This is a genomic window from Rahnella sp. AN3-3W3 (assembly GCF_003263545.1).
Lineage (GTDB): Bacteria > Pseudomonadota > Gammaproteobacteria > Enterobacterales > Enterobacteriaceae > Rahnella > Rahnella variigena.
In genome coordinates, this window is sequence record NZ_JYDG01000104.1 from 49,399 (window position 1) to 74,623 (window position 25,225).

General features: G+C 54.0%; 22 protein-coding genes. 3 read left to right on the forward strand and 19 right to left on the reverse strand.

Going from position 1 to position 25,225, the window contains the following annotated elements; translation table 11 throughout:
• Positions 1-4: 4 nt before the first annotated feature.
• The 3 genes from lolE to lolC are packed head-to-tail and all read right to left on the reverse strand — an operon-like array spanning position 5 to position 3,154.
• A complete protein-coding gene (gene lolE, locus UC15_RS22535) occupies positions 5-1,255 on the reverse strand; it encodes a lipoprotein-releasing ABC transporter permease subunit LolE (RefSeq protein WP_112291102.1) in 1,251 nt (416 codons plus the stop codon).
• Positions 1,255-1,959, reverse strand: a complete 705-nt coding sequence (gene lolD / locus UC15_RS22540; protein ID WP_112291103.1) for a lipoprotein-releasing ABC transporter ATP-binding protein LolD — start codon at positions 1,957-1,959, stop codon at positions 1,255-1,257. Before lolD ends, lolE begins: the two co-directional genes overlap by 1 nt.
• Positions 1,952-3,154, reverse strand: coding sequence for a lipoprotein-releasing ABC transporter permease subunit LolC (gene lolC, locus UC15_RS22545; protein WP_112291105.1), 1,203 nt, complete (start codon positions 3,152-3,154; stop codon positions 1,952-1,954). The genes lolD and lolC overlap by 8 nt, the downstream gene beginning before the upstream one ends.
• A 238-nt stretch (positions 3,155-3,392) precedes the next feature.
• On the opposite strand from lolC, the gene mfd reads away from it, so the two are divergent.
• Positions 3,393-6,836: a transcription-repair coupling factor gene (gene mfd, locus UC15_RS22550; protein WP_112291232.1), complete on the forward strand. Its 3,444-nt coding sequence runs from the start codon at positions 3,393-3,395 to the stop codon at positions 6,834-6,836.
• A gap of 77 nt (positions 6,837-6,913) precedes the next feature.
• Here mfd and UC15_RS22555 read toward each other — a convergent pair whose 3' ends face one another.
• From UC15_RS22555 to UC15_RS22565, 3 genes are read right to left on the reverse strand one after another with little or no spacing between them, the layout of a single operon-like run.
• The gene (locus UC15_RS22555; protein WP_112291106.1) at positions 6,914-8,155 is read right to left on the reverse strand and encodes a cytochrome c; all 1,242 of its coding nucleotides are present in this window, start codon (positions 8,153-8,155) and stop codon (positions 6,914-6,916) included.
• Positions 8,155-8,703: a (2Fe-2S)-binding protein gene (locus tag UC15_RS22560; RefSeq protein WP_112291108.1), complete on the reverse strand. Its 549-nt coding sequence runs from the start codon at positions 8,701-8,703 to the stop codon at positions 8,155-8,157. Before UC15_RS22560 ends, UC15_RS22555 begins: the two co-directional genes overlap by 1 nt.
• Complete coding sequence (locus UC15_RS22565; protein WP_112291109.1) at positions 8,700-11,489, reverse strand: xanthine dehydrogenase family protein molybdopterin-binding subunit; 2,790 nt, start codon at positions 11,487-11,489, stop codon at positions 8,700-8,702. Before UC15_RS22565 ends, UC15_RS22560 begins: the two co-directional genes overlap by 4 nt.
• A gap of 209 nt (positions 11,490-11,698) precedes the next feature.
• Between UC15_RS22565 and UC15_RS22570 the strand changes: the two genes are divergently transcribed.
• Complete coding sequence (locus tag UC15_RS22570) at positions 11,699-12,313, forward strand: NTP transferase domain-containing protein (RefSeq protein WP_112291111.1); 615 nt, start codon at positions 11,699-11,701, stop codon at positions 12,311-12,313.
• Positions 12,300-13,283, forward strand: coding sequence for an XdhC family protein (locus UC15_RS22575; RefSeq protein ID WP_112291113.1), 984 nt, complete (start codon positions 12,300-12,302; stop codon positions 13,281-13,283). Before UC15_RS22570 ends, UC15_RS22575 begins: the two co-directional genes overlap by 14 nt.
• A 72-nt stretch (positions 13,284-13,355) precedes the next feature.
• Here UC15_RS22575 and UC15_RS22580 read toward each other — a convergent pair whose 3' ends face one another.
• The 13 genes from UC15_RS22580 to mltG all read right to left on the reverse strand — a co-directional run bounded on the left by UC15_RS22580 (position 13,356) and on the right by mltG (position 25,211).
• On the reverse strand, positions 13,356-13,892 hold the full coding sequence (locus tag UC15_RS22580) for a glycine zipper 2TM domain-containing protein (RefSeq protein WP_112291115.1): 537 nt from the start codon (positions 13,890-13,892) through the stop codon (positions 13,356-13,358).
• A gap of 355 nt (positions 13,893-14,247) precedes the next feature.
• The gene (locus UC15_RS22585; protein ID WP_112291116.1) at positions 14,248-15,552 is read right to left on the reverse strand and encodes an NAD(P)/FAD-dependent oxidoreductase; all 1,305 of its coding nucleotides are present in this window, start codon (positions 15,550-15,552) and stop codon (positions 14,248-14,250) included.
• 324 nt (positions 15,553-15,876) lie between these two features.
• A complete protein-coding gene (gene ycfP, locus UC15_RS22590; RefSeq protein WP_112291118.1) occupies positions 15,877-16,419 on the reverse strand; it encodes an alpha/beta hydrolase YcfP in 543 nt (180 codons plus the stop codon).
• A gap of 52 nt (positions 16,420-16,471) precedes the next feature.
• Positions 16,472-17,500 (reverse strand): beta-N-acetylhexosaminidase, encoded by a 1,029-nt coding sequence (gene nagZ, locus UC15_RS22595; RefSeq protein WP_112291119.1) that lies wholly within the window; start codon positions 17,498-17,500, stop codon positions 16,472-16,474.
• A 47-nt stretch (positions 17,501-17,547) separates the two neighbouring features.
• Complete coding sequence (locus UC15_RS22600) at positions 17,548-18,405, reverse strand: phosphotransferase (RefSeq protein ID WP_112291234.1); 858 nt, start codon at positions 18,403-18,405, stop codon at positions 17,548-17,550.
• Positions 18,389-18,985: a penicillin-binding protein activator LpoB gene (gene lpoB, locus UC15_RS22605; protein WP_112291121.1), complete on the reverse strand. Its 597-nt coding sequence runs from the start codon at positions 18,983-18,985 to the stop codon at positions 18,389-18,391. The genes UC15_RS22600 and lpoB overlap by 17 nt, the downstream gene beginning before the upstream one ends.
• 21 nt (positions 18,986-19,006) lie before the next feature.
• Complete coding sequence (locus UC15_RS22610; protein WP_112291123.1) at positions 19,007-19,375, reverse strand: YcfL family protein; 369 nt, start codon at positions 19,373-19,375, stop codon at positions 19,007-19,009.
• Positions 19,376-19,383: 8 nt separating this feature from the next.
• Positions 19,384-19,737: a purine nucleoside phosphoramidase gene (gene hinT / locus UC15_RS22615; protein WP_112291124.1), complete on the reverse strand. Its 354-nt coding sequence runs from the start codon at positions 19,735-19,737 to the stop codon at positions 19,384-19,386.
• 200 nt (positions 19,738-19,937) lie between these two features.
• On the reverse strand, positions 19,938-21,371 hold the full coding sequence (gene ptsG / locus UC15_RS22620) for a PTS glucose transporter subunit IIBC (RefSeq protein ID WP_112291126.1): 1,434 nt from the start codon (positions 21,369-21,371) through the stop codon (positions 19,938-19,940).
• Positions 21,372-21,709: 338 nt separating this feature from the next.
• On the reverse strand, positions 21,710-22,504 hold the full coding sequence (locus tag UC15_RS22625; RefSeq protein ID WP_112291127.1) for a metal-dependent hydrolase: 795 nt from the start codon (positions 22,502-22,504) through the stop codon (positions 21,710-21,712).
• A gap of 28 nt (positions 22,505-22,532) precedes the next feature.
• Positions 22,533-23,552: a DNA polymerase III subunit delta' gene (gene holB / locus UC15_RS22630; RefSeq protein ID WP_112291129.1), complete on the reverse strand. Its 1,020-nt coding sequence runs from the start codon at positions 23,550-23,552 to the stop codon at positions 22,533-22,535.
• Positions 23,549-24,196 (reverse strand): dTMP kinase, encoded by a 648-nt coding sequence (gene tmk, locus UC15_RS22635; protein ID WP_112291130.1) that lies wholly within the window; start codon positions 24,194-24,196, stop codon positions 23,549-23,551. Before tmk ends, holB begins: the two co-directional genes overlap by 4 nt.
• Entirely contained in the window at positions 24,186-25,211 is a 1,026-nt protein-coding gene (gene mltG, locus UC15_RS22640; protein WP_112291132.1) for an endolytic transglycosylase MltG, read from the reverse strand. Before mltG ends, tmk begins: the two co-directional genes overlap by 11 nt.
• Between the last annotated feature and the right edge of the window lie 14 nt (positions 25,212-25,225).

Genomic DNA, 25,225 nt, shown 5'->3' on the forward strand with positions numbered 1-25,225 from the left:
AACATTACTGACCGCCGCTGAGTACGCGGGCAGGATCAATACGGCTTGCACGACGCGCCGGATACCAGCTCGCCAGCAGGCTCAGGATCAGGGCGGTGACCAGCACGCCCGCAACATCCAGCCAGTGAACTTCAGATGGCAGGAAGTCGATGAAATAAATATCGCCCGACAGGAACTGATGCCCGGTGAGTTTTTGCAAAAAGTTGACGATGTTGGTCAGCTGGAAAGCCGCAATCACGCCAATCACCACACCCGCCACGCTGCCTACCAGCCCTGCCAGTAAACCGTACCAGATGAAGACCGCGCGGATAAGCCCGTCTTTTGCGCCCAGTGTGCGCAAAATCGCAATATCGCTGCTTTTATCTTTCACTGCCATCACCAGCGTAGACACAATGTTGAAACAGGCTACGCCGATCACCAGCACCATCGCCATATACATGATGGCGCGGACCATCTGGATATCGCGGTACATATAGCCGTATGTGCCGATCCAACTACTAATGTAGACGTAAGCCTGCGTCACTTCACCCGCATCATGGACTAGTTTTTGCGCCGCAAAGACATCATTCACTTTGATATCAATGCCGGTCACGCTGCTGCCCATATCCTGATATTGCTGCGCATCGGCCAGCGGCACCATGCCCAGACTGTGGTCAAGCTGTCCGCTGAGCTGCAAAATCCCGGCGACCTGCAAACGGATGCGTTTTGGCTGCAACAGTTTCATTTCCGGGTCACTGTTAGGGATCATCACCGTCACCCAGTCGCCCTGCTTCACGCCCACGGCATCGGCAACGCCTTTACCGAGGATCAACTGTTGCTGACCGGCTTTAAAGTTCTGCCATGCATTGTTTTGTACAAATTTCGGCGCGGCACTGACACGCGGTTCGCTCTGCGGATCCACACCTTTAAGCTGGATAGCGCGCAGTTTTGCACCGTGCTCGATCAGGCCATTGAACTGGATATACGGCGCGGCGGCCACAATGCCCGGCACTTTTTCCACACGATCCAGAACCCCCTGCCAGTTGTTAAACGGCTGGTTCACCGGACGGATTTCGCCATGGGGAACCACCGCCAGCACTCGCTCTTTCAGCTCACGCTCGAAGCCGTTCATGGCGCTCAGGCCGACGATCAGTACCGCCACACCCAGCGCAATACCTAACGTTGAAATCACCGAAATCAGCGACACCATACCGCTGCGGCGGCGCCCGCGACTAAAGCGCAGACCAATCAATAATGAAAAAGGAATGCCAGACATTACTTCGCTCCCAGCAACATCGATTCCTGCTGCAGCTTGCCGTCACGCATTTCCAGCTGACGCGTCAGACGGTTGGCCAGTTGCAGGTCATGAGTCACCACCAGAAACGCGGTGCCCTGACGCACATTCAGTTCGCCGAGCAGTTCAAAAATGCTGTCTGCGTTGCGCTGGTCGAGGTTACCGGTCGGTTCATCGGCCAGCACCAGCGAAGGGTTATTCACCAGCGCACGGGCAATCGCCACACGCTGACGTTCACCGCCGGAAAGCTCGGAAGGACGGTGATTGCTGCGGTGTTGCAGCCCAACCGCCTCAAGCATCGCCAGCGCGCGCTCCTGCACTTCGGCAGATTTCTTTTTGCCGATCAGCAGCGGCATCGCCACGTTTTCCAGCGCGGTGAAATCAGGCAACAAATGGTGGAACTGATAAATAAAGCCCAGTTCGCGGTTTCGCAGTTCAGATTTGGCAGAAGATGACATGCTGTTCAGCGACTGACCTTTGAAAATCACTTCGCCGGACGTCGGTGAATCCAGTCCGCCCAGCAGATGCAGCAAGGTACTTTTACCGGAACCGGACGTCCCGACGATCGCCATCATCTCACCCGGCTGCATGGCGAAGCTCACGTCACGCAGCACGTCGGTGTGCATCTTGCCTTCCTGATAAGTCTTACAGAGGTTTTCACACTGCAATAATAAAGAATTACTCATAACGTAAAGCCTCTGCGGGATGGGTGGCAGCAGCGCGCCAGGAAGGATAAAGCGTAGATAATAGGGCGATTGCCATGGCGACCAGCGCAATGACAACGACCTGAACCGGTTCGATATCGACCGGCAGCGACGCGCCATCAAGCATCAGCCCGATAGCCGGCATAATGGTATTCAGCTGGGTAGCCAGCACCACGCCGAGCACAGCACCGAGCAACGCGCCGATCACACCGGCACTGGCGCCCTGCACCATAAACAGCGCCATAATCTGGCGGCGGCTTAACCCCTGCGTTTGCAAAATTGCCACTTCGGCTTGTTTCTCCATCACCAGTAAGCCCAGTGACGTAATAATGTTAAACGCGGCGACGGCGACGATCAGACTCAGCAGCAGCCCCATCATATTTTTTTCCATACGCACCGCCTGGAACAACTCACCGCGACGTTCGCGCCAGTCTTTCCAGCTGGCTCCGTCCGGCAGCTTTTGCGTACTCAGGCTGTCGACGTCCAGAGGTTTATCGAGGAACAGACGCCAGCCGGTCACGTTGCCTTTCGGATACAGCATCAGACGTGAGGCGTCCTGAATGTTCACCAGCATCTGGTAACCATCCACTTCACTGTTGGCAGAAAACGTGCCGATCACATTAAACAGACGCTGGCTTGGCACACGACCGACCGGCGTAAACTGGCTGACGCTGGTGACCATCAGACGTAGCTGATCACCGCGACGCACTTTGAGTTGCTGCGCCAGCTGATCGCCCAGAATGATGTTGTACTGACCGGGTTGAAGTTCCTGCTGCGCAACCCCAATTAGGTATTTCGCGAGCGGATCATGCTGAGTGGGATCGACACCGAGCATCACGCCCACGGCAACGCTGCCGGGACTTTGCAGCACGACATCACCGGTGGTGAGCGGCACGGCGCGGTTAACACTTTTCAGCGCTGACACCTGATCATGGGTGATTTTCTGTGGATCAAGCGATCCGGCCGGTGTGGTGATTAACGCCTGAGGCATCAGACCCAGAATGTTACCTTCCAGATCTTTCTCAAAACCGTTCATCACAGACAATACGGTTACCAGCGCCATCACCCCAAGGGTGATACCAATGGTGGATAACCAGGAGACAAACCGCCCGAAGCGGTCCGAAGCACGCCCGCGCATGTAGCGCAGACCTATAAATAACGCGACAGGTTGATACATAACATCCGTTTTAAGTGCTTGGCCGCAAATAAGTGCGTGGCGCAGACTAAAGTGATCAAGGATAATAAAGGCTAGCACCGCTTTATGGAACCACTAACCCAAAGTAATCGGTTTAACTTTGTGACTCTGTTGACGCTTTTATACCGTCAACGGGTTGACCCCGATGACACCAGCGAAGCAAGATACGGTCTGCAAATTGGCCTCCGACAGCCGCCAAAACGAGAACTCAAAACAGCCTATGTCTCAAGATTATCGTTATTCGTTGCCTGAACGTCCGGGCGACACCCGCCTGTTAGGCCAGCTTACGGGCTCCGCCTGCGCGCTGGAATGCGCCCAAATCAGTGAACGCCATACCGGCCCCGTGCTGCTGATCGCACCTGATATGCAGAATGCCCTGCGCCTGCGCGATGAAATCCAGCAGTTTACTGAAAACAAAGTCCTGAGCATTTCCGACTGGGAAACCCTGCCTTACGACAGTTTTTCTCCGCATCAGGAAATCATTTCTTCGCGCCTTTCCAGTTTGTATCAGCTTCCGACTATGGAACGCGGCATCATCATTCTGCCGGTGAATACGCTGATGCAGCGCGTCTGCCCGCACGAGTTCCTGCACGGTCACGCGCTGGTGATGAAAAAAGGCCAGCAACTTTCCCGCGATAAGTTGCGTGCGCAGCTGGAACAAGCCGGTTACCGCAGCGTCGATCAGGTGATGGAACACGGTGAGTTTGCCACCCGTGGCGCCCTGCTCGATTTGTATCCGATGGGCAGCGAAGAACCTTACCGCATTGATTTCTTTGATGATGAAATCGACAGTCTGCGTATCTTTGACGTGGATACCCAGCGCACGCTGACCGAAGTCGATCACATCAATCTGCTGCCCGCACATGAATTCCCGACCGACAAAAATGCCATCGAACTGTTCCGCAGCCAGTGGCGCGAGAAGTTCGAAGTGCGTCGCGACGCTGAGCATGTGTATCAGCAGGTCAGCAAAGGCACCTTCCCGGCCGGTATCGAATACTGGCAGCCGCTGTTTTTCAGCCAGCCGCTGACCACGCTGTTCAGCTATCTGCCGGAAAATACGCTGCTGCTGAATACCGGCGACCTCGAAGCCGCCGCCGACCGTTTCTGGCAGGATGCCTGCCAGCGTTACGAAAGCCGCCGCGTCGATCCGATGCGTCCGCTGCTGGAACCGGAAAATCTGTGGTTGCGCGTTGATTCGTTATTTGCCGAACTCAAAGAGTGGCCACGCGTGCAATTGCGCACCGATTCGCTGCCGAAGAAAGCCGCGAACACTAACCTGAGCTACGAAAAGCTGCCTGATTTATCCGTTCAGCCGCAGAATAAAACGCCGATGGATAACCTGCGTCGCTTCAATGAATCCTTCGCGGGCAGTCTGGTTTTCTCGGTAGAAAGTGAAGGCCGCCGCGAAACGTTGCAGGATTTGCTGGCACGCATCAAGCTGATGCCGACGCTGATTACCCGCATCGAAGAAGCCGATACTGCCGGTCGTTACATCATGATTGGCGCATGTGAACGCGGTTTTCTGGATGCGGATAAACAGCTGGCGCTGATCTGTGAAAGCGACCTGCTTGGTGAACGCGTGGCGCGTCGCCGTCAGGACAGCCGCCGGTCGATTAATACCGATACGCTGATCCGCAACCTCGCCGAACTGCGCCCCGGTCAGCCGGTGGTGCATGTCGAGCACGGCGTCGGTCGTTATCTCGGGCTGACCACGCTGGAAACCGGCGGTATTACTGCCGAATACCTGATCCTGACTTACGCCGGTGAAGACAAACTCTATGTGCCGGTGTCATCCCTGCATCTGATCAGCCGCTATGCCGGTGGTGCCGACGAAAGCGCGCCGCTGCATAAACTGGGTGGTGAAGCCTGGTCGAAAGCACGGCAGAAAGCCGCAGAGAAAGTACGCGACGTTGCCGCCGAACTGCTCGATATCTATGCCCAGCGCGAAGCCAAAAGTGGTTTCGCCTTTAAGCATGACAAAGAACAGTATCAGCTGTTCTGTCAGGCTTTCCCGTTTGAAACCACGCCGGATCAGGCTCAGGCAATTAATGCTGTACTGACCGATATGACGCAACCGCTGGCGATGGATCGTCTGGTCTGTGGCGACGTGGGTTTCGGGAAAACCGAAGTGGCGATGCGCGCAGCTTTCCTTGCCGTTTCCAACAACAAACAGGTGGCCGTTCTGGTGCCGACCACGCTGCTGGCACAGCAGCACTTTGATAACTTCCGCGACCGTTTTGCCAGCTGGCCGGTGCGCATCGAAATGATGTCGCGTTTCCGCAGCGCCAAAGAGCAAAACGTGGTGCTGGAAGATGCCGTCGAAGGCAAAGTCGATATTATTATCGGCACGCACAAACTGCTGCAAAGCGACCTGCGCTGGAAAGATCTCGGTCTGCTGATTGTCGATGAAGAACACCGTTTCGGTGTGCGCCATAAAGAACGAATCAAAGCCATGCGTGCCGATGTGGATATCCTGACCCTGACCGCAACGCCTATCCCGCGTACGCTGAATATGGCGATGAGCGGTATGCGCGATCTGTCGATTATTGCCACACCGCCCGCGCGTCGTATGGCGGTCAAAACCTTTGTGCGCGAGTACGACAGTCTGGTGGTGCGTGAGGCGATACTGCGTGAAATTCTGCGCGGCGGGCAGGTTTATTATCTTTACAACGACGTTGAGAATATCGAAAAAGCCTCGCAGCGTCTGGCCGAACTGGTGCCGGAAGCGCGTATTGCTATCGGTCACGGGCAGATGCGTGAACGCGACCTTGAGCGCGTGATGAATGATTTCCATCATCAGCGTTTTAACGTGCTGGTGTGTACCACCATCATCGAAACGGGTATCGATATTCCGACGGCGAATACCATCATTATCGAACGCGCCGATCACTTTGGTCTGGCGCAGTTACACCAGTTGCGTGGCCGCGTCGGGCGTTCACATCATCAGGCCTATGCCTATCTGCTGACGCCGCCGCCGAAAGCCATGTCTGTTGATGCGCATAAACGTCTGGAAGCCATCGCCTCGCTGGAAGACCTGGGTGCCGGTTTCGCGCTGGCGACGCATGACCTGGAAATTCGTGGTGCAGGTGAGCTGCTCGGTGAAGGCCAGAGCGGTCAGATGACCAGCATCGGTTTCTCGCTGTATATGGAATTGCTGGAAAACGCCGTCGAAGCGCTGAAGGAAGGCCGCGAGCCGTCGCTGGAGGATTTAACCACCAGCCAGACGGAAGTCGAAATGCGCATGCCTGCGCTGCTGCCGGAAGATTTCATTCCTGACGTCAATACCCGCCTGTCATTGTACAAACGCATTGCCAGCGCGAAGACCGAAGGTGAACTGGACGAGTTACGCGTGGAGCTGATCGACCGCTTCGGCACGCTGCCGGATGCCGCGCGCAATCTGTTGCAGATTGCCGTACTGCGCCTGAAGGCTAAAGAGCTGGGCATCCGGCGTATCGAAGGCAACGAGCGCGGTGGCTTTATCGAATTCGGTGATAAGAACCGTGTCGATCCGGGTTTCCTGATCGGTCTGCTGCAAAAACAGCCGCAAGTGTATCGTCTCGACGGCCCGACTAAACTGAAGTTTATGTTGGATCTGACTGACCGCCCAAAACGCCTGAAATTTGTCGGTGACATGCTGAGTGAGTTTACAGAACATCTGATCTGAGTCTGACGAAGCAAAAAGAAAAGCCCGGTGAACTCATCATTCACCGGGCTTTTTTACAGGCTCATCAGGCTGATTAATCAGTGTTTGCGCAACGCTTTCACCTGGTCCGCCGAAATATCCCCCGGCAGGCCGCCGAAGGTCACGCGCAGATAATTCACCATCTCAGCAATTTGCGCATCGTTCAGACGGTCCGCAAAACCAGGCATCGACTGCATGCTTTCACCGTTCGGGAAATCCTGCGCCGGTAAACCATCAAGCACGGAAACGATCAGGTTACGACCATCCGGCTGGCGCAAGGTGGCATTGTTTTGCATCGCCACCGCGACGTGCGGTTTGCCGGAACCATCGGCCATATGGCAACCGGAACACTGATCCAGATAAGTGATACGTCCGGCGTCATTACCGCCCTGTCCGATACTGACCGGCACCGCCGCCGGCGGTTTGTCGCCCAGCAGGTACGTGACGATCGCACGGTGATCGGCGTCGGTCAGATGACGGGTGCTGAGGTCGACAACCTTATGCATCTCGTCAAAGGCAGATCCCTGAGGCGCAATGCCGGTCGCGAGGAAACGGCTCAGATCCGCCGGATTCCAGCCACGTTGCGCCAGCGCCTCCGGGGTGATCGCTGGTGCGGTAATGCGTCCGAGCGTACCGCCTCTCAGGTTACTGTCGGTATCCATCTGCCCCAGTTTGCCGCGAGGTGTATGACATTCGCCGCAATGACCAAGCACATCTGTCAGGTACTGACCGCGCTGCCAGTCGGCAGAATTTCCCTCAGAACTGGCGGGCATCGGATCGCTGGTACGGAATAACAGGTTCCAGCCGATCATCGCCATACGCTGGTTGAACGGGAATGGCATTTCGTTTTCCGGCACCGGCTGATCCACCGCCGGACGCGTCATCAGAAACGCATACATATCGTCAGAGTCTTTGCGGGTGACACCTTTATATGAAGTGTAAGGCATCGCCGGATACAGATGACGTCCGCCCGGCGCCACGCCTTTGGTCAGCGCCAGATAGAAATCGTCTGACGTCCAGCGGCCAATGCCGTCGTCCGCAGAAGGCGTCAGATTGCTGCCAAAGATTTTGCCAAACGGCGTTTCCAGCGGATAGCCACCCGCCAGCGGCGCACCGCCGGAAGCGGTATGACATGCCGCGCAGTCAGACGCCTGCACCAGATAACGACCGCGTTCAATCTGCGCCGTATCCGCAATGACTTTCTGCACCGGCGCATCCAGCGTGCGGTTTTCCCGCCACCAGAGAACGGCGGTCACGATAATGATCACCACCAGCAGCGCGAGGAAAAGACGTTTTTTCATCACGCATGCTCCCGGATCAGGCCTGGGGTTTTCATCACTACATCGCGTACCGCTTCGTAATACCGCACGTAGCCGGTACAGCGGCAGATGTGATTTTCCAGCGCGCCGTTAATCGCCGCTTCGAGATCAGCCAGCGGGATCGGGTGTTTTTCCAGACGCTCAAGCAGCAGCGTTGCCGCATTCACAAAACCCGGCGTGCAGTAACCGCACTGGAAACTGTAATGTTCCAGAAACGCCTGCTGAACCGGAGAAAGGTGGACTTCGCCTTTGTCATCGGTTTTCGCGTGCCCTTCGACGGTACGCACTTTTTTGCCGTTGAAGAAATGTGCGCCGGTGATGCAGGTCCGCACTTCTTCGCTGGTGCCGCTTTCATGGTCGACGATCGCCACGCAGGCGTGACAAATCCCCTGACCGCAGCCCAGACGGCAACCGGTCAGCGCCACATACTCATGCAGGAAATCAATCATCATCAGGCCTTCAGGAACCTCCAGCGGGCCGTATTGTTGATTGTTGATGGTCAGCGTCATTGGCTGAGTTTTGATGCTCATTGTAAAACCTCACGAATATTTTCAGCACGAACAGGCAAATCACGGAAACGGTGGCCGGTGGCTTCGGCAATGGCGTTCACCAGCGCAGCGACGACCGGGATCATCACCACTTCAGCCATGCCTTTCGGCGGATCGGTTTCCGACAGCGCAGGCAGGATATCGCTGGTCTGTTTCCAGACCGCCACATCACTGGCACGCGGCAAATGGTAACGGTTGAAGTTCCACGTTCCGTTGCCCGGTCCGTCTTCGTACAGCGGTAAATATTCGTGTAATGCGTGACCGATACCCATCGCCAGCCCGCCCTGTAGCTGACCGGAAACCAGCTCAGGTACGATCAGATTGCCGCACTCCATAATGGAATGATGCGTCAGGAGTTCGACCTTGCCGGTGGCAATGTCGACTGCGATTTCGGCCAGCGTACCGACCGCGCTGTAGTAGGTCACAGAAGCGTTGTTACGCTGAGTTGGCGGGTAATACACCGCGTCACGCGCCAGGGTCTGGAATTGATCCGCACCGTGACGTACTGACATGCCATCCACCGGAATGCGCTGACGCACATTATTGAGGGTAAAATCGGCTTCTGCCCATTGCCAGCGGTTGAATACGTGAACGGCTGCGCCGGTCATGCCTTTCATTTCGTACACTTTTTTCGCCAGCATTTCGAGGCTGAGAATTTGCATTCCGTTAGCGGTCAGACCACCTTCCACCCAGCGGGCATCTTCTTTGCGCACGACATAAGGGGCAGCCTGTCCGCCACCAATGCCGGTTTGCCAGATAGCCATCGCCGCCGGCCAGATGCCGTTGTCGAAGATCAGGCGCGCTGCTTCGCGGGTGCTGTGAGAGAAGTAATAGGCCGAGTTACTGGCGCTGGATGGCGAGCAGTAAGAAGGCGACCAGCGCGGATTAGTTTGCAGTTTGTCCTGCTCTTCCTGCGACATAATGTACGGATCGCCGCTGGTTTCCACCGGCAGTACCGACCAGTCTGTCACCGAGAAATGCGCCTGTTCAGCCGGTTTCCCCAGCCATTCAGCGCACAGAACGGACTGCGATGTCGACATCCCCGTGCCCATTTCCGCGCCACTGTGCCACAGGCTGATTTCGCCTTTTTCACTGAGTTCCACGCGGGCAAAAGAGGTTTCCGCGCCGGTGCCGAAATCTTTCTGCACGCAACCAAAACCGACGCCATAGCGTTTACCCGGATTCTGACTTTCGTATTCGGCTTTACGCTTTTTACGCTCTGTCCATAACGGATGAACAGCGGCTTTTTCCAGCACTTCATCAGCACGAATAGCGCCCGCCGGAATGGCGCCCTGAGTGTTTTTCATGCCCGATTTCAGAACGTTGCGCATGCGGAACGCAATCGGATCCAGCTTCAGTTCAGCGGCCAGCTCATCCATCATCATTTCAGTGGCGGCCATACTTTGCAGCGTACCGTAGCCGCGTGCGGAACCCGCATCGAGCGCGCGCGAGGCCAGACCGACGGCAGATAAATCACTTTTCGGGAAGTAGTAAATCGACTGTGCCGCTGTTGCGCCAACCATCACCACCGACGGCGTGAAGTTGCTGCGCCCGCCGCCGTCTGCGGTCATTGCCGCATGGAATGACTGCAACATGCCGGTTTTACGGTTCACGGCAATGTCGTAATTCATATCAAACGCATGGCGTTTGAGCGCTGACTGGAACTGTTCAAAGCGGTCGTTAGCCAGACGCACCGGCGTGCCGTCACCGTACATCGCCGCGACGGCACCGTAATACGGGAAGTTGTAGTGATCTTTCGAGCCGTAACCGACGGTGTAGCACGGATGCATAATAAGCGTTTTCACCGTGCGGTGTGATTTCGCCATCATGCGCGGCATCTCATCCGCCACTTCCTGCGGCGACTGCGTTGGCACCACCATATGCAGCGTTTGTGTCGCAGCGTCATACCAGCCGTTGGCGTTGTCCGGCTCAAGCGCGGAAGTATCAACGGATTGCGTGGTAAAACGGCGCGACATCACCAGCCAGTCCTGCGGCGGCGATTTCAGTTCATCAGCCATTTCACCCGCGTAGAACATCCCCTGCTCGTCCAGCTTGCCGCCCTCGCGCCCTTCCGGCCAGACCGGCAGGTGTTTGCGCATCCCGACAGGGAAGACCGGCATATCTTTCAGGCTGGAGAATTTATCGTCTTCATAGGCAGTTTCACCCCCGATGCGCACGAAGCGGAACGTGCCCCACGGATCGCGCTCCAGCGGGCCTGTTTTCTCGCCGTAGCGCACCACACCGTCTTTGAATTTCAATGCATTTTTGGCGAAACGGAATTTGGCAAAATCCTGATAAACCAGGATCGCCACGGCTTGTCCCAGATAGGCAGGCGTTTTGCCTTCCGGCAGCAGCATGTCTTCGCCGTAAAAGGCCGGGAATGCCAGCCCGTCGCGCGCCAGCACGTCGGCCGTTACCAGCTGGTCGGGCTGAAGATCGTCGCCAAGCAGTGAGAGATCCAGACCGGTGTAAACTTTATCGGCTTCAGTTACGCGCAGGATAAAGGCGTGCGCCTGCTTCTGGGGCCAGTGCGGCATGTCTTTGGCGCGGATATCGCGGGCAAAGACTTTCTGTCCCATAACTTTCGCTTTGCCATCGATACGGAAACGGACGCGTTTGTTTTGTGCATCCCACTGGGGTGATTGCAAAATTTTTTCTTCGAACAGTGCGGCATATGCCCGACTGTGCAACGGCGCGAGATAAACGGAGACGCCAGCGATCACCGCGCCTTTCACAAAGCGCCGCCTGGACGGATTGAAATTGCTCATAAATTCCTTTGATTCTTTTATGTCTTTTTATTGTTCAGCACTTTCTAATATTCTGAAAATCCTGTTTTTCGCGGGCGATTATAGGTACGCAAAACCTTATAAGCTATGATGAGAAACACATTTTTAATATCTTGTTCACAAATGAGCGCAAAAAAGTGCGATAATTCATTTCTGTTGCGCAAACAATAACCAGAAGGGATAGAAGCGAAATGGCCGGAATTATTTTGCTCGCAGCAGGGTCAGGAAAGCGGTTTTCTGCCGCCGGTGGCGAGGGAAACAAGCTCAATGCCGTTCTGAGTCAAACAGCAGAAAATCCTGTCACAGTATTTGAAACCACGCTGAATCAGTTAACCGGCAGCGGTTTATCAGTCCATGTGGTCACCCGTCCGGAAAATGTGCAGGTTCAGGCCAGTTGCGCACGTAAAGCCGTGCCGTTTACCCTCGTCAGCAGTGCCGGAACCGGTGAATCCATTGCTGCCGGCGTACGCGATACGCCGGAATGGGACGGCTGGCTGATTCATCTGGCGGATATGCCCTTTGTTCCCGCAGAGGTTTTCACCGCGGTTGCTAAAAGCCTGCAACAGGCGCAGGTGGTACGGCCTTACTGGCAAAATGAGCCGGGCCATCCGGTCGGTTTTTCCCGGCCGTTGCGTGAGGGACTTTTGCAGTTACGCGGCGATCATGGCGCGCGGGATCTTTTGCGCGGACGCGAAGTTTTACGACTGAATTTTAACAATCCGGCAGTGATCGCAGATATCGATCTGCCGGAGCAACTCCCCAAATCTTCGCTTTTTCAGAACGGACAACCGCATGCAGCATCTTGATAATCAGGTTATTTCTCAGGCGATGGAATGGCTGGCGCACCAGCCGGTCTGGCTTTGTACGGTGCTGAACACTTACGGTTCTTCCCCGCGTGCGCCCGGCGCATTGATGGTGGCAACAGCCGGGGGGCATTTTTGCGGTTCGCTTTCCGGTGGCTGTGTCGAAGAGGATTTCCTGCAACGCATAGCGAGAGGCGAATATCAGCAAGCCAGCCAGATTGTGCGTTACGGAGAAGGCGGTCTGACGCCAAATATTGCCCTGCCGTGCGGTGGTTCGCTGGATGTGCTGATCGAGTATTTGCCGTCATCGCAATGTAATTTGGATTATCTGCAAAGAATGGGCATGGCGCTGGCGGGACATTACGCCCTGACCAAGTCACTTACCCTGCCCGCAGCCTGCGATCATCTGGAACTGACGAATTATCATAATGCGACTCAGGTGATGCGCAATGATGATTGCATCACCCTGCATCTGGCCGCCCCGCCGCGTCTGCTGATTGCCGGATTGTCGAGTGTCGCGCTTTACTGCGCGGATTTTGCCTGCGCGCTGGGATTTGAAGTGGTGGTATGTGAGTGCCGCGAGGACGTGCTGGAAAACTTTCTGCCGTCGCTGAAGGCGGATATTCGTCTGGAAAAACAGTTTCCTGCTAAATATCTCGAGCAAAAAAGCTGTCATGCGAATACCGCCATTGTTGCGCTGACCCATGACCCGAGAATGGATGATCTGACCCTGATGGAAGCGGTGAATACCCCGGCATTTTATATCGGTGCGATGGGATCGCAGCGCAACAGCGCACGTCGCCGTGAGCGTCTGCAAACCATCGCTGATTTCACAGCAGATGATTTTTCCCGTCTGCACGCGCCGGTAGGCTTGCCGATTGGCAGCAAAACTCCCGCCGAAATCGCGCTGGCCGTCATGGCCGATATCGTTAAACATAAAAATGGAGTAAAGCAGTTCAGCACGACGGACTGAATGCACGGTTGATTCCATAAAAAAAGCCTGAGGTTTACGCCTCAGGCTTTTTTGTACAGACTAACCGGTTGATTACGAACGGGTAAGCTGCAACTGACCGCTTTTATCCAGCGGGATCTGAGTGCCCGGATCGTGGTCCATACGAACTTTCCCTTGCTGATCGCCTATTTTATAGGTCACATCATAACCGAGCGTTTTATCTTCTTTGTCATACACGGTTTTACAGCGCTGCTGCTGAGTCGTGTAAGTATCGTTATCCTGCATGCTGCTTTGTACGCGGTTACCTGCATAACCGCCACCCAGCGCACCGGCTACCGTCGCGACGTCGCGTCCGCGGCCACCACCAAACTGGTGACCCAGAACCCCCCCCGCCACCGCACCCAGTACGGAACCGGTGATCTGATGCTCATCCTGCACAGGGCGGCGATGAGTGACAGTGACGTTACGGCATTCCTGACGCGGAGTTTTCGTGGTCTCTTTGATTGGCGTCGCGCTGACAACCTGCGCAAATTGCGGACCAGACGAAAAGACGTTCATGCTCGCAACGCCAGCAATGCCCAACGCCGCAGCCACACCAATTCCGACCCCAGCTAACATTGACTTGTTCACAGGACTTCCTCCGAAAATGTTACCACGCAATTCGCCCTTTCAAGGGCGCTCCTCAGCGGACAACAACACATCTGAGGTCCGGCGTGCGTGAAACGCCGTCTGTAAACTTATTGTCAATAGTGCATACCAAAACGTAAGCAAACAATAAGACGAAATCTGTAAGTGAGGAAAATGACCTGTCTGAGGGGCGTTTCGGAGGATTCTTAGCTGACAAAGTAATAGTGACGTGATCTTGTGCTGTGTGGGTATCTGTAACGTATTAAATATTGCATCAGAAATAAAAAAGCCTGTAATTAACAGGCTTTTAGGAACGAAACGATTCAGCTGACGTTCAAAAAAACGTCGCTGAACGGAATCAGTGCAGTTTAAGACGCGGGCGGATCACGCGGTTTATGCCACCGACCAGCATCATCAGACCGGTTTTGATGTAACCGTGCAGTGCAATCTGATGCATACGATATAGCGAAATATAAACCAGTCGCGCCAGACGCCCTTCGACCATCATAGAACCGCGCATCAGGTTACCCATCAGGCTGCCGACAGTACTGAAGCGTGAAAGGGAAACCAGTGAGCCATGGTCTTTATAGACGTAAGGCTTTAGGCTCTGCCCTTTGCGCTGCGCCATGATGTTTGCAAAGCAGCGGGAGGCCATCTGGTGTGCTGACTGAGCACGCGGTGGCACGAAACCGCCGGACGGCTGTGGACAGGACGCACAGTCACCAATCGCATAGATGTTCGGGTCGCGTGTGGTTTGCAACGTCGGTTCCACCACCAGCTGGTTAATACGGTTGGTTTCCAGACCGGCGATCTCTTTCATGAAATCAGGGGCTTTAATCCCCGCCGCCCAGACCATCAGATCGGCATCAATGAATTCGCCGGACCTGGTGTTCAGGCCGTTTTTATCCGCGCTGGTAACCATGGTTTGCGTCAGAACGCGCACGCCCAGTTTGGTCAGCTCATTATGTGCCGCCGCAGAAATCCGCGGTGGCAACGCCGGCAGAATACGTTCACCCGCTTCCACCAGCGTGACGTTCAGCGCTTCGCTGTCCAGACCTTCAAAACCGTAGCTGTGCAGCTGTTTGACCGCATTGTGCAGCTCAGCAGACAGCTCAACGCCGGTCGCACCGCCACCGACAATCGCGATGTTCACTTTCTTCTGCTTATCGGAACTGGCAGAGAACTTGAGGAACAGGTTCAGCATTTCGTTATGGAAACGGTGCGCCTGATGCGGGTTATCCAGGAAGATGCAGTTGTCTTTCACGCCCGGCGTACCGAAGTCGTTAGAGGTGCTGCCCAGCGCCATCACCAGAGTGTCGTACGCAATGTCGCGTACCGGCACCAGCATTTCGCCGTTCTCGTCGCAGATTTCAGCCAGTTTGATGGTCTGATTTTCGCGATCGATATCAGTCAGTGAGCCAATCTGGAAGGTAAAGCCGTGATTGCGGGCATGAGCCAGATAGCTCAGCGCATCCACGCCGTCATCCAGACTACCGGTCGCCACTTCGTGCAACAGGGGTTTCCACAAATGACTATGGTTGCGATCGACCAGAATGATCTTCGCTTTTTTCTTGCGGCCAAGTTTATGGCCCAGGCTGGTTGCCAGTTCCAGACCGCCGGCGCCACCGCCGATAATCACAATTTTCTTCATTGGTGATGTCAAAATGACCCCCTCAAATGTGAACCAATTGTTATATAAGAGTAAAAATATTATCCTTATATTACATGGGGTTGCTTAAGTTAAATCGGTATCTGAGACGGAGGATATCACGCGTGGTGATTTGGTCATACCAAAATTGATATAGGTCAATTTAAATTCATTTGGCTAATTTGACTTAGGGAAATGGCACGTATTTTGACGGATTTAAATCAGCAGGTTAGAGGAAAAACAGGCGGAAAAATGATTTCATCCCGCGGAATGAACCAAATAAAAAAACCACTGCTTTCGGGCAGTGGTTTTTAAATATTGCAGAAATGAAATGTTAAATCAGGCGATGTTTTTGAACGCTTTGATCCGCTGAAGATGGGTCGAGATGTCCTTGAACTTATGGCTCTGATGTTCATCCCATTCAACCGGGTAATAGTGATGAAGTTTCTCAGCGGTTTGCTTGCTGTCGAGCACACCGTCTTCGCGGGATAAAATCACCAGACAACGGTCGCGGTTTTTCTCGCGAAAATCACTGATGCATTTCGTCGCGATGTCTTCGTACTCTTCGGGACGGTCGATTTTCCCGGTCATATTGTCCTGCGGCGATAAGTTCGGATTGAACATCACCTGGCGGATACCGCACAGGAAACCGATACGTTCAGCCCAGAACCCGCCGAGCCCGACACCGCAAATCAGCGGATTTTTGTCGGTGGTTTCATGCAGCACTTTATCGACTTCTTTCAGCAAATGTTGCATGTCGTGGCGCGGATGCAGCGTGCTGTAGCTGATGAAACGGACGTCGGGATCAATAAACTGTAGCTGCAACACTTTCTCGTGGTTACCGGGACTGGTTGAATCGAAGCCATGTAAATAGATAATCATCGTTTACCTCATCCTGAATGTGCGTTGAAACCCTTACGCGGACTGAAAAACGTTACCGGGCAGTTTCTTTATGTTCCTGCCAGCGGGCGTCGAGCGCGGTCAGTTCACGGTTTGCGTCTTTCCAGCGACTGGAATTTTGCAGGTCCTGACGGGCCTGTTTTCCACTGTACAGTCCGCGATGATACAACTGCGCAACACGTTCAGCTTTGACCGGAGACAGGTTATCCAGCACGCTCACTGCGCCCTGACGGTTGTTACAGGCCAGGATCATATCGCAACCGGCATCCAGAGAAGCCTGAGCACGTTCCGGATAGCTGCCCATAATCGCGGCACCTTCCATCGAAATATCATCGGAGAAAATCACACCGTTGAAATTCAGTTCTTTGCGCAAAATTTCCTGTAGCCAGTAAGGTGAACCGCTTGCCGGACGCGGATCAGCCTGGGTATAAATCACATGGGCTGGCATGACGGCATCCAGCAATTTACGTTCATTAAGCTGCCGGAAGATTGCCATGTCGTGCCCGCGGATCACCTCAAGCGGGCGATCGTCACGCGGCGTTTCTTTATGAGAATCCGCACTGACCGCGCCATGTCCCGGGAAATGCTTACCGGTGGTTTTCATCCCCGCGGCATGCATGCCGAGAATAAACTGCTCTGCCATATCCAGCGCTTTCTGCGGTTCGGCGTGGAACGAACGCTCGCCAATGGCCGCGCTGATATGACCGATATCCAGAACCGGCGCAAAACTGATATCGATATCCATAGCAATCATTTCTGACGCCATCAGCCAGCCGCCTTCCTGTGCCAGGCGCTTCGCTTCATGCGGCGCATTCAGGGCCGCAAAAGACTGCGCGGCAGGCAGACGGGTGAAGCCTTCACGGAAACGCTGCACGCGTCCACCTTCCTGATCCACCGCCAGCACCAGCCGGTCGTGGGACGCGGCGCGGATCTGGCGGATCAGTTCATGCAACTGATCAACGTCATGATAATTTCGGGTGAATAAAATCAGCCCGCCGACCAGCGGATGCTGCAAAATTTCACGTTCCTCGGCATCCAGCTCAAAGCCAACGACATCCAGCATTACAGGTCCTAACAAAATGGACGCTCCTTTTTATTTTCAGACGATTGTCACGGCCGCAACGGTTGCGCCCATTCACGGTATTTATGCTCGCCGGTCTGCTGCCAGCGCACTTCAAACCACATCAGCATCAGGTAATCGACCCAGGGGATCCAGCGGTTAACCTGCTGCTGCAAAAGAGAAATATCCTGATAGCCACCCGCGTTGATGTACTCACGCAGAAAAACATTTTGCTGCTGTGTGCTCCAGCCATTGCCGCGAACAATCGCAGCCAGCTCCAGGGCAACATCCGCATCCGCCGCGTATTCCCAGTCAATCAACCGCAGGCCGTCTGGCGTATGCAATACATTTCCTGCGTGGATATCCATATGCACCAGCGCCAGTTTCAGCGGCACGGGCTGTGTCTGCGACATCATCTTGCGATGTAAACGCAACCAGCGCGGCGTGAGTCTGCGCCGGTCGATATGTTGCCAGTAACGTGCAAACTGATGCTGCAAATCCAGCCGGTAGCCTGAAGGCGGTAACTGGTGCAGCCTGACCAGCGTCCGGCTCAGTGACTGCTGTGTGGCGGGCGTTGCGAAGGTCTGTTCCGTATGCGGCGTACCTTCTATCCAGTCAACAATCAGCCACGGCGGCGAATAAAGTCTGACACACGGGCCTGATCTTTGCCGCGCGACATGCCGCAAAATCGCAGATTCTCGTCGCCGGTCAGCGCCCGCAATCCGCTTATCAAAAGACTGATGCCGCGCCAGTAAATCACCGGCAGGCGAACAGATTTTCCAGCTTTCCCCTGTCAGTCCGGCGACCGGTAATAAACGAAATCCGGCGGTTTTCACCGCCGGATAATGTTTTTCGATCAGCTGTTGTAGTTCTGATTGCAGAAGCTCAGCGTTAATTCTGGACTGCACCACGGCCTGACCAGACGATCTCGCCACTTGGTGCGGTAATCAGACGCATCGACATGGTCGGCGCTTTAACATCACCGCTCACGGTGCTGTAAAGCACGTACTGGGCCTTCACGATGTTTGCCAGACCGATGGCTTTGCTGACCGACGCCAGGCTGTCATCCGGCGATAATCCCAGTGACTGTTTGGCCGAAGACACCTGATCTGCCGGAACCACCTGGAAAGTGGTGTTGTTCGCCAGTGCATTACGCAGGGCATCCGTCGCTTTGGCCATCTGCAGCGAGCCGTTAGTGCTGTTTTTCACGCTATCCACCAGCAAAACGCTGCCGGACTGCACACCATCGGATTTCAGCATTTTTGCCAGCATCGGCTGAACGGTCGCCGTCCAGTCGATATTCGCGAATTTTGGCGGCTGTGGAACCGGTTGAACCGGTGGCTGCTCTGGCACTGGCGGATTGACCGGCGGCAGTGGCTGTTGCGGTTGCTGTGGTTGTTCTTGCTGCTGGGTTTGTTGCTGGTTTGGCAAAGTACAACCACCAAGGATCAAAGCGGCCATTGCCACAATGAGAAAATACTTTTTCATCAACCTTCTCCGTACGGGAATTTAGAGATAAAGGTACATGCGCACACTGTACGCATCGAGATTGCCATTAAGTGAACTTATGTCAACGCTGCTGTTGGCTGGCACGGTGACGGTCCGGGATTCGGCAATCGGTAATAAATCCAGTCCCTGCTTATCATACCAATAGAAACGGTAATGCAAGGTGACAGGATGTGGCTGGTTATTATCCAGTGTACTGGTGGCTTTTTTCTGCCCACCGGAATCAGACACGGATGGCGAACTAGGGATAATACCCGCCGTCAGCACGGGGGACTCCATGACCACTCTTTGCTGATTATTGAGCGCAATGCCTGGCTTACTGCTGCAGGCTGTCAACAAAATTACCGGCAATAATGCCATCAGGAAACGCATGTTTACCCTTACTGACGTGACAGCAATGGACCCAATGCACGGCCACCGACCAGATGCATATGGATATGATAAACCTCCTGACCCGCGTCTCGGTTGCAGTTGACGATCAGGCGGTAACCGCTTTCGGCAATCCCTTCCTGTTCAGCAATTTTAGCGGCAACCGTCATCATCCGGCCCAGCGCGGCTTCATGCGTGGTATCAACGTCATTCATTGTCGGGATCAGGGTATTCGGAATGATCAGAATGTGGCTTGGCGCCTGAGGAGAAATATCGCGGAATGCAGTTACCAGTTCGTCCTGGTAAACCACATCTGCGGGAATTTCACGGCGAATAATTTTGCTGAAAATTGTCTCTTCGGCCATCTTAACTGTCCTTAACAAAGTAAAAAGCGTTGTACGCAGTATGGGTTAGAATTTCCATTCCTTTCAACCTGATTACGCTTTTTGATGCTTAATTGACGCAGAAAGCGCCAGCGAGAGGCAGCGGCAACCGCTCCTCCAAATCGCAGGCATGAAAAAAGGAGGCCGAAGCCTCCTTTCTCAGAACCAGACATTGCTCACCATTAATGGTTACGCATGTACTCGTCCATATCAGTTTTCAGGTTGTCAGACTTGGTACCGAAAATCGCCTGAACACCAGAACCAGCAACCACTACACCTGCCGCACCCAGTTTTTTCAGGCCAGCCTGATCAACTTTGGAGACGTCCGCTACGCTGACGCGCAGACGGGTAATACAGGCATCGAGGTTAGTGATGTTGTCTTTACCGCCGAAAGCCTGAACCAGAGAAGCAGACATTTCAGAACCGCCTTGCGCTGTGGTTTCGCTGGTAGAGTCTTCACGGCCAGGGGTTTTCAGATCCAGTTTCGCAATCAGGAAACGGAAGATGCTGTAGTAAACCACGGCATACACCGCACCCACGATTGGGAACAGCCAGATTTTGCTGCTGTTGCCGCTCAGTACGATGAAGTCAATCAGACCGTGCGAGAAGCTGGTACCGTCACGCATACCCAACAGGATACAGATTGGGAATGCCAGACCGGCCAGGATCGCGTGGATCACATACAGAATCGGCGCAACGAACATGAAGGAGAATTCGATTGGCTCGGTGATACCGGTCAGGAATGCAGTCAGTGCAGCGGAAATCATGATGCCGCCGACTTTTGCACGGTTCTCAGGTTTTGCTGAGTGCCAGATAGCGATAGCCGCCGCTGGAAGACCGTACATTTTGAACAGGAAGCCACCGGACAGTTTACCCGCAGTCGGGTCACCCGCCATGTAACGTGGGATATCGCCGTGGAATACCTGACCCGCAGAGTTCACGTACTCACCGATTTGCATCTGGAATGGAACGTTCCAGATATGGTGCAGACCAAACGGAACCAGCGCACGTTCTACAACGCCGTAGATACCGAATGCCACAACCGGGTTCTGGTAAGCAGCCCATTGTGAGAAGGTCTGGATACCTGTACCGATTGGCGGCCAGATGAAGGACAGAACCACACCCAGAATAATCGCTGCCATACCAGAGATGATTGGCACGAAACGTTTACCAGCGAAGAAGCCCAGGTATTCTGGCAACTTGATGCGGTAGAAACGGTTGAACATGTATGCCGCAATCGCACCGGAGATAATACCGCCCAGTACGCCGGTATCCGCCAGATGCTTGGCTGCAATTTCTTCAGCAGGCAAATGCAGAACCAGTGGTGCAACAACTGCCATGGTTTTCACCATGATGCCGTATGCCACAACGGACGCCAGTGCAGAAACACCGTCGTTGTTGGTGAAGCCTAACGCCACACCGATAGCAAAGATCAGAGGCATATTAGCGAAGACGGAACCACCGGCTTCGGCCATAACATGGGAAACGATCACTGGCAGCCAGCTAAAGTTTGCAGAACCGACACCAAGCAGGATACCTGCGATTGGCAGTACGGATACTGGCAGCATTAGCGATTTACCGACCTTTTGAAGGTTTGCAAACGCGTTCTTAAACATAATTGAGTGTGCTCCTGAGTAATGATGCTTTTTGATACTTCATGCGGTTTAGCCTGATAACTAGCCGCTTTGCAAAAGGTCGTACAGCCCTTTGCTATCGGGTGTCTGAGCACCCCTTTTAATTTTTACGCAGGGTAAAATAATTCCCTTTGTTAATGTTTGATGGCAGTCACGTTTTTCTGAAAAATGCAGTGAGAGCGTTTAAAAAACCCACGATTTACAACATTTAATCCGAAATAAACGCCGGTGACCCCGCAAAAAACGGGGCCACGATACCTCATTCTGGTGATTAATTACGAGGTGTAAAATAAATCTGGCGTATATGACTAAGCCTAAGGTTAGATCAGGGAGGAAGTATCGATGTGAAATAATCGTGAAAAGTTTGCAGTGGTCGCTTCAGCCAGCTGTTCCACACTCACACCTTTGAGCACGGCCATGTAATCGGCAACGTCACGCACATAAGCAGGCTGGTTCTCTTTACCACGATGTGGTACGGGTGCCAGATACGGTGAGTCAGTTTCCACCAGCAATCGATCCAGCGGTACATAACGGGCCACTTCACGCAACGCTTCAGCGTTACGGAAAGTCACAATCCCTGAGAACGAGATAAAGAACCCCAGATCCAGCAGGAATTTTGCCGTCGGCAGATCCTCGGTGAAGCAATGCAAAACACCACCGCACTCCCCTGCGTTCTCTTCTTTGAGAATATCCAGCGTATCCTGACGGGCATCACGGGTATGGACGATCACCGGTTTGTTAAGCTCGCGGCCAATGCGGATGTGCTCGCGGAATGAATCCTGTTGCAGTTTCAGCTGATGCGCTTCTTTCTGATAAAAATAATCCAGACCGGTTTCACCCATTGCCACCACTTTCGGGCTGGCGGCAAGCTCACGCAGTTCTGCGAAATCATAGCCATCGTCAATATTCAGCGGATGCACACCGCAGGAAAATGCGACGGCGGGACGGTCACCAATCAGTTGTGTCATCGCGCGATAACCTGGCAATGTGGTCGCCACCGCCAGCATAAATTTCACGTCACGTTCACGGGCTTTTTCCAGCACATTATCCACGCCGGAGTGCAGCTCATTGTAATCAAGGCTGTCGAGATGACAGTGGGAATCGACTAAAAACATAGTATTTAACTCATGACAAATAAGGGGTTCAGCGGGAAAGCGCGGAACTGAAAATCGACGCAGAAACTGTGCCCTGAAGCATCTTTTCCCACTCAAGAAGTTGTTCGGTCAGCAGTAACTCACGGTTAACACCGACGATAGAAAGCAGCTGATGGCGGCAATGCATCCAGGCACTCACCGATTGCTGTAAAGCCAAACTGGACTGCGCACCGGCGAGCAACGCAATTAACGGCTGCTGATCGTGGTTGATGATGAACTGCCCCGCCTGTTGCTGCCATTTAATGGCATCAAGAAGTAACGTCGCCAGCCAGTACAGACGTTCCGGTGCATCATCATGATTAAGCTGCGGCAACAGGGAAAGCATATCCTGTTGCTGACATTGCGTATAAAGCTGCTGGCATAATGCCACGCGTTGCTTCCAGCGTTCCGGCTGCAACAGTTCAATGGCTGACAACGGCGCACCGTTGGTCAGACGCAATGCGGTTTTGATCGAGACAGGATCAGCACTGAGCTGACGGTTGATCCACTGCACCGCCAGCGCTTCTTCCGGCACCGGCAGATGCCAGTAAAAACAGCGGCTGCGGATCGTTGCCAGTAACGCCGAAGGTTCGCGGCATCCGAGCAGGAAATAGGTGCCCGCCGGGGGTTCTTCCAGCGTTTTCAGCAAGGCGTTCGCTGCAGCTTCAGTCAGCAATTCCGTTTGCGGGATCCAGACAACTTTCGAGCCGCCCTGTTGGGAATAATTGTAGAGCGTTTCGATGAGCTGACGCACCGGATCAATGCCCAGCGAGTTTTTGCCTTTTTCAGGTTGCAGGATATGCCAGTCAGGATGGTTGCCGGCAATCATCAGCTGACAGCTGTGGCATGAACCACAACTCTTTTCGCCATCCTTGTGCTGGCACAGCAGCCAGCGGCTCAGACCATATACCAGCGCCTCATCCCCAATCCCCGCAGCGGCATGCATCAGCACCGCATGATGCCCGCGGCCTGTCAGATATTGCCCTGTCAGCTGGCGATAAGGGGCGCTGAGCCACGGATACCAGTTCATGAATGCTCCCGGGTTGCCTGCTCGTCAAACCAGTTTTTCAGTGTCTGTTCGATCGATGACTTCACTTCTTCAATAGTCTGCGAGGCATCAATGGTTTTAATGCGGCTGTCAGCGGCGGCAAGCTCCAGATAACGGGCGCGCGTACGTTCAAAGAAAGGCAAGGCTTCCTGCTCGATACGATCCAGTTCACCACGCGCACGGGCACGTTGCAGGCCAATGGCCGGAGGTAAATCCAGATACAACGTCAGATCAGGGCGGAAATCCCCCAGAACGATATCGCGCAATGAGGTCATTAGTTTGGCATCAATCCCACGTCCGCCGCCCTGATAAGCTTGTGAGGAGAGATCGTGTCGGTCACCCACCACCCATGCGCCACGCGCAAGAGCGGGTAAAATCACCGTCTCAACCAGCTGGACACGGGCAGCGTAAAGCATCAGCACTTCGGCTTTGACCGTCGGTTTTTCGCCATCTACGCCACGCTTAAATAAATCGCGTAATTTCTCCGCCAGCGGCGTACCGCCCGGCTCACGGGTAAACACAATTTCTTCTACGCCGTGCTGGCGCAATGCATCCACCACCACGTTATGAGCAGTGGTTTTCCCCGCCCCTTCCAGGCCTTCAATCACAATGAAGTTACTTTTCATTCTTGTTCTTAAGAGCCTCTATATACACACGAACCGCCTTGTTGTGGTTCTCAAGGTTAGTGCTGAAAGTATGCCCGCCTTTGCCGTCAGCGACAAAATAAAGATACGGCGTTTTTGCGGGATGTGCCGCAGCCTGAAGTGAGGCTTCGCTCGGCATCGCAATCGGTGAAGGCGGCAGGCCGGTAATCACATAAGTATTGTAAGGGGTCGGCGTTTCTAAATCTTTCTTCGTGATATTACCGGTGTATTTATCACCCATACCATAGATGACGGTCGGGTCTGTTTGCAGACGCATGCCGATCCGCAGACGATTGATGAACACAGACGCCACTTCAGGACGCTCATCTTTCACGGCAGTTTCTTTTTCAATAATCGACGCCATAGTGACCATGTCTTCAGGCGTTTTATACGGCAGCGAATCAGCGCGGTCTTTCCAGATATCCGCAACGGTTTTTTCCATGCGCACATGGGCGCGTTTGAGCAGAGATAAATCCGTCATGCCCGCAGTGTAATGGTAAGTATCGGGATACAACCAGCCTTCGGCATTTTTGGTATCGGCCATGCCTAAGGCCGCGGCGATCTCTTCACCGCTTTTGCCGCTAAGTTCATGCCTGAGATACTCTGAAGTATCTAAAACCTTCATCCAGTCGCTGAGCTTAAAGCCCTCGACAAAACGAATACTAAATTGGGCTTCTTTGCCACTTTTCAGCAGCTCCAGCATCTGGCGAACGGTCATGCCTTTTTCCAGACGGTAGGTACCGGCTTTAAACTCACTCAGTTCGGGCTCTAAACGTAATAACCATGGGAACCACGGATTGGGCTTCATCAGGTTCTTGTCGATGAGCAGCGTTTCCAGAACCACACGCCCGGTACCGGCAGGCAGGGTGAAGATCGTTTCACTGCTGACATTGATCGGGCGGTCCGCAAACTGTTTCACTTTCTGGTAGGCAAACGTCGCCAGTCCTGCAAGGATCAGGACAATAATGGCGAAGATTTTGGTCTTTTTGTTTGTCATTGTTTATTCACTTT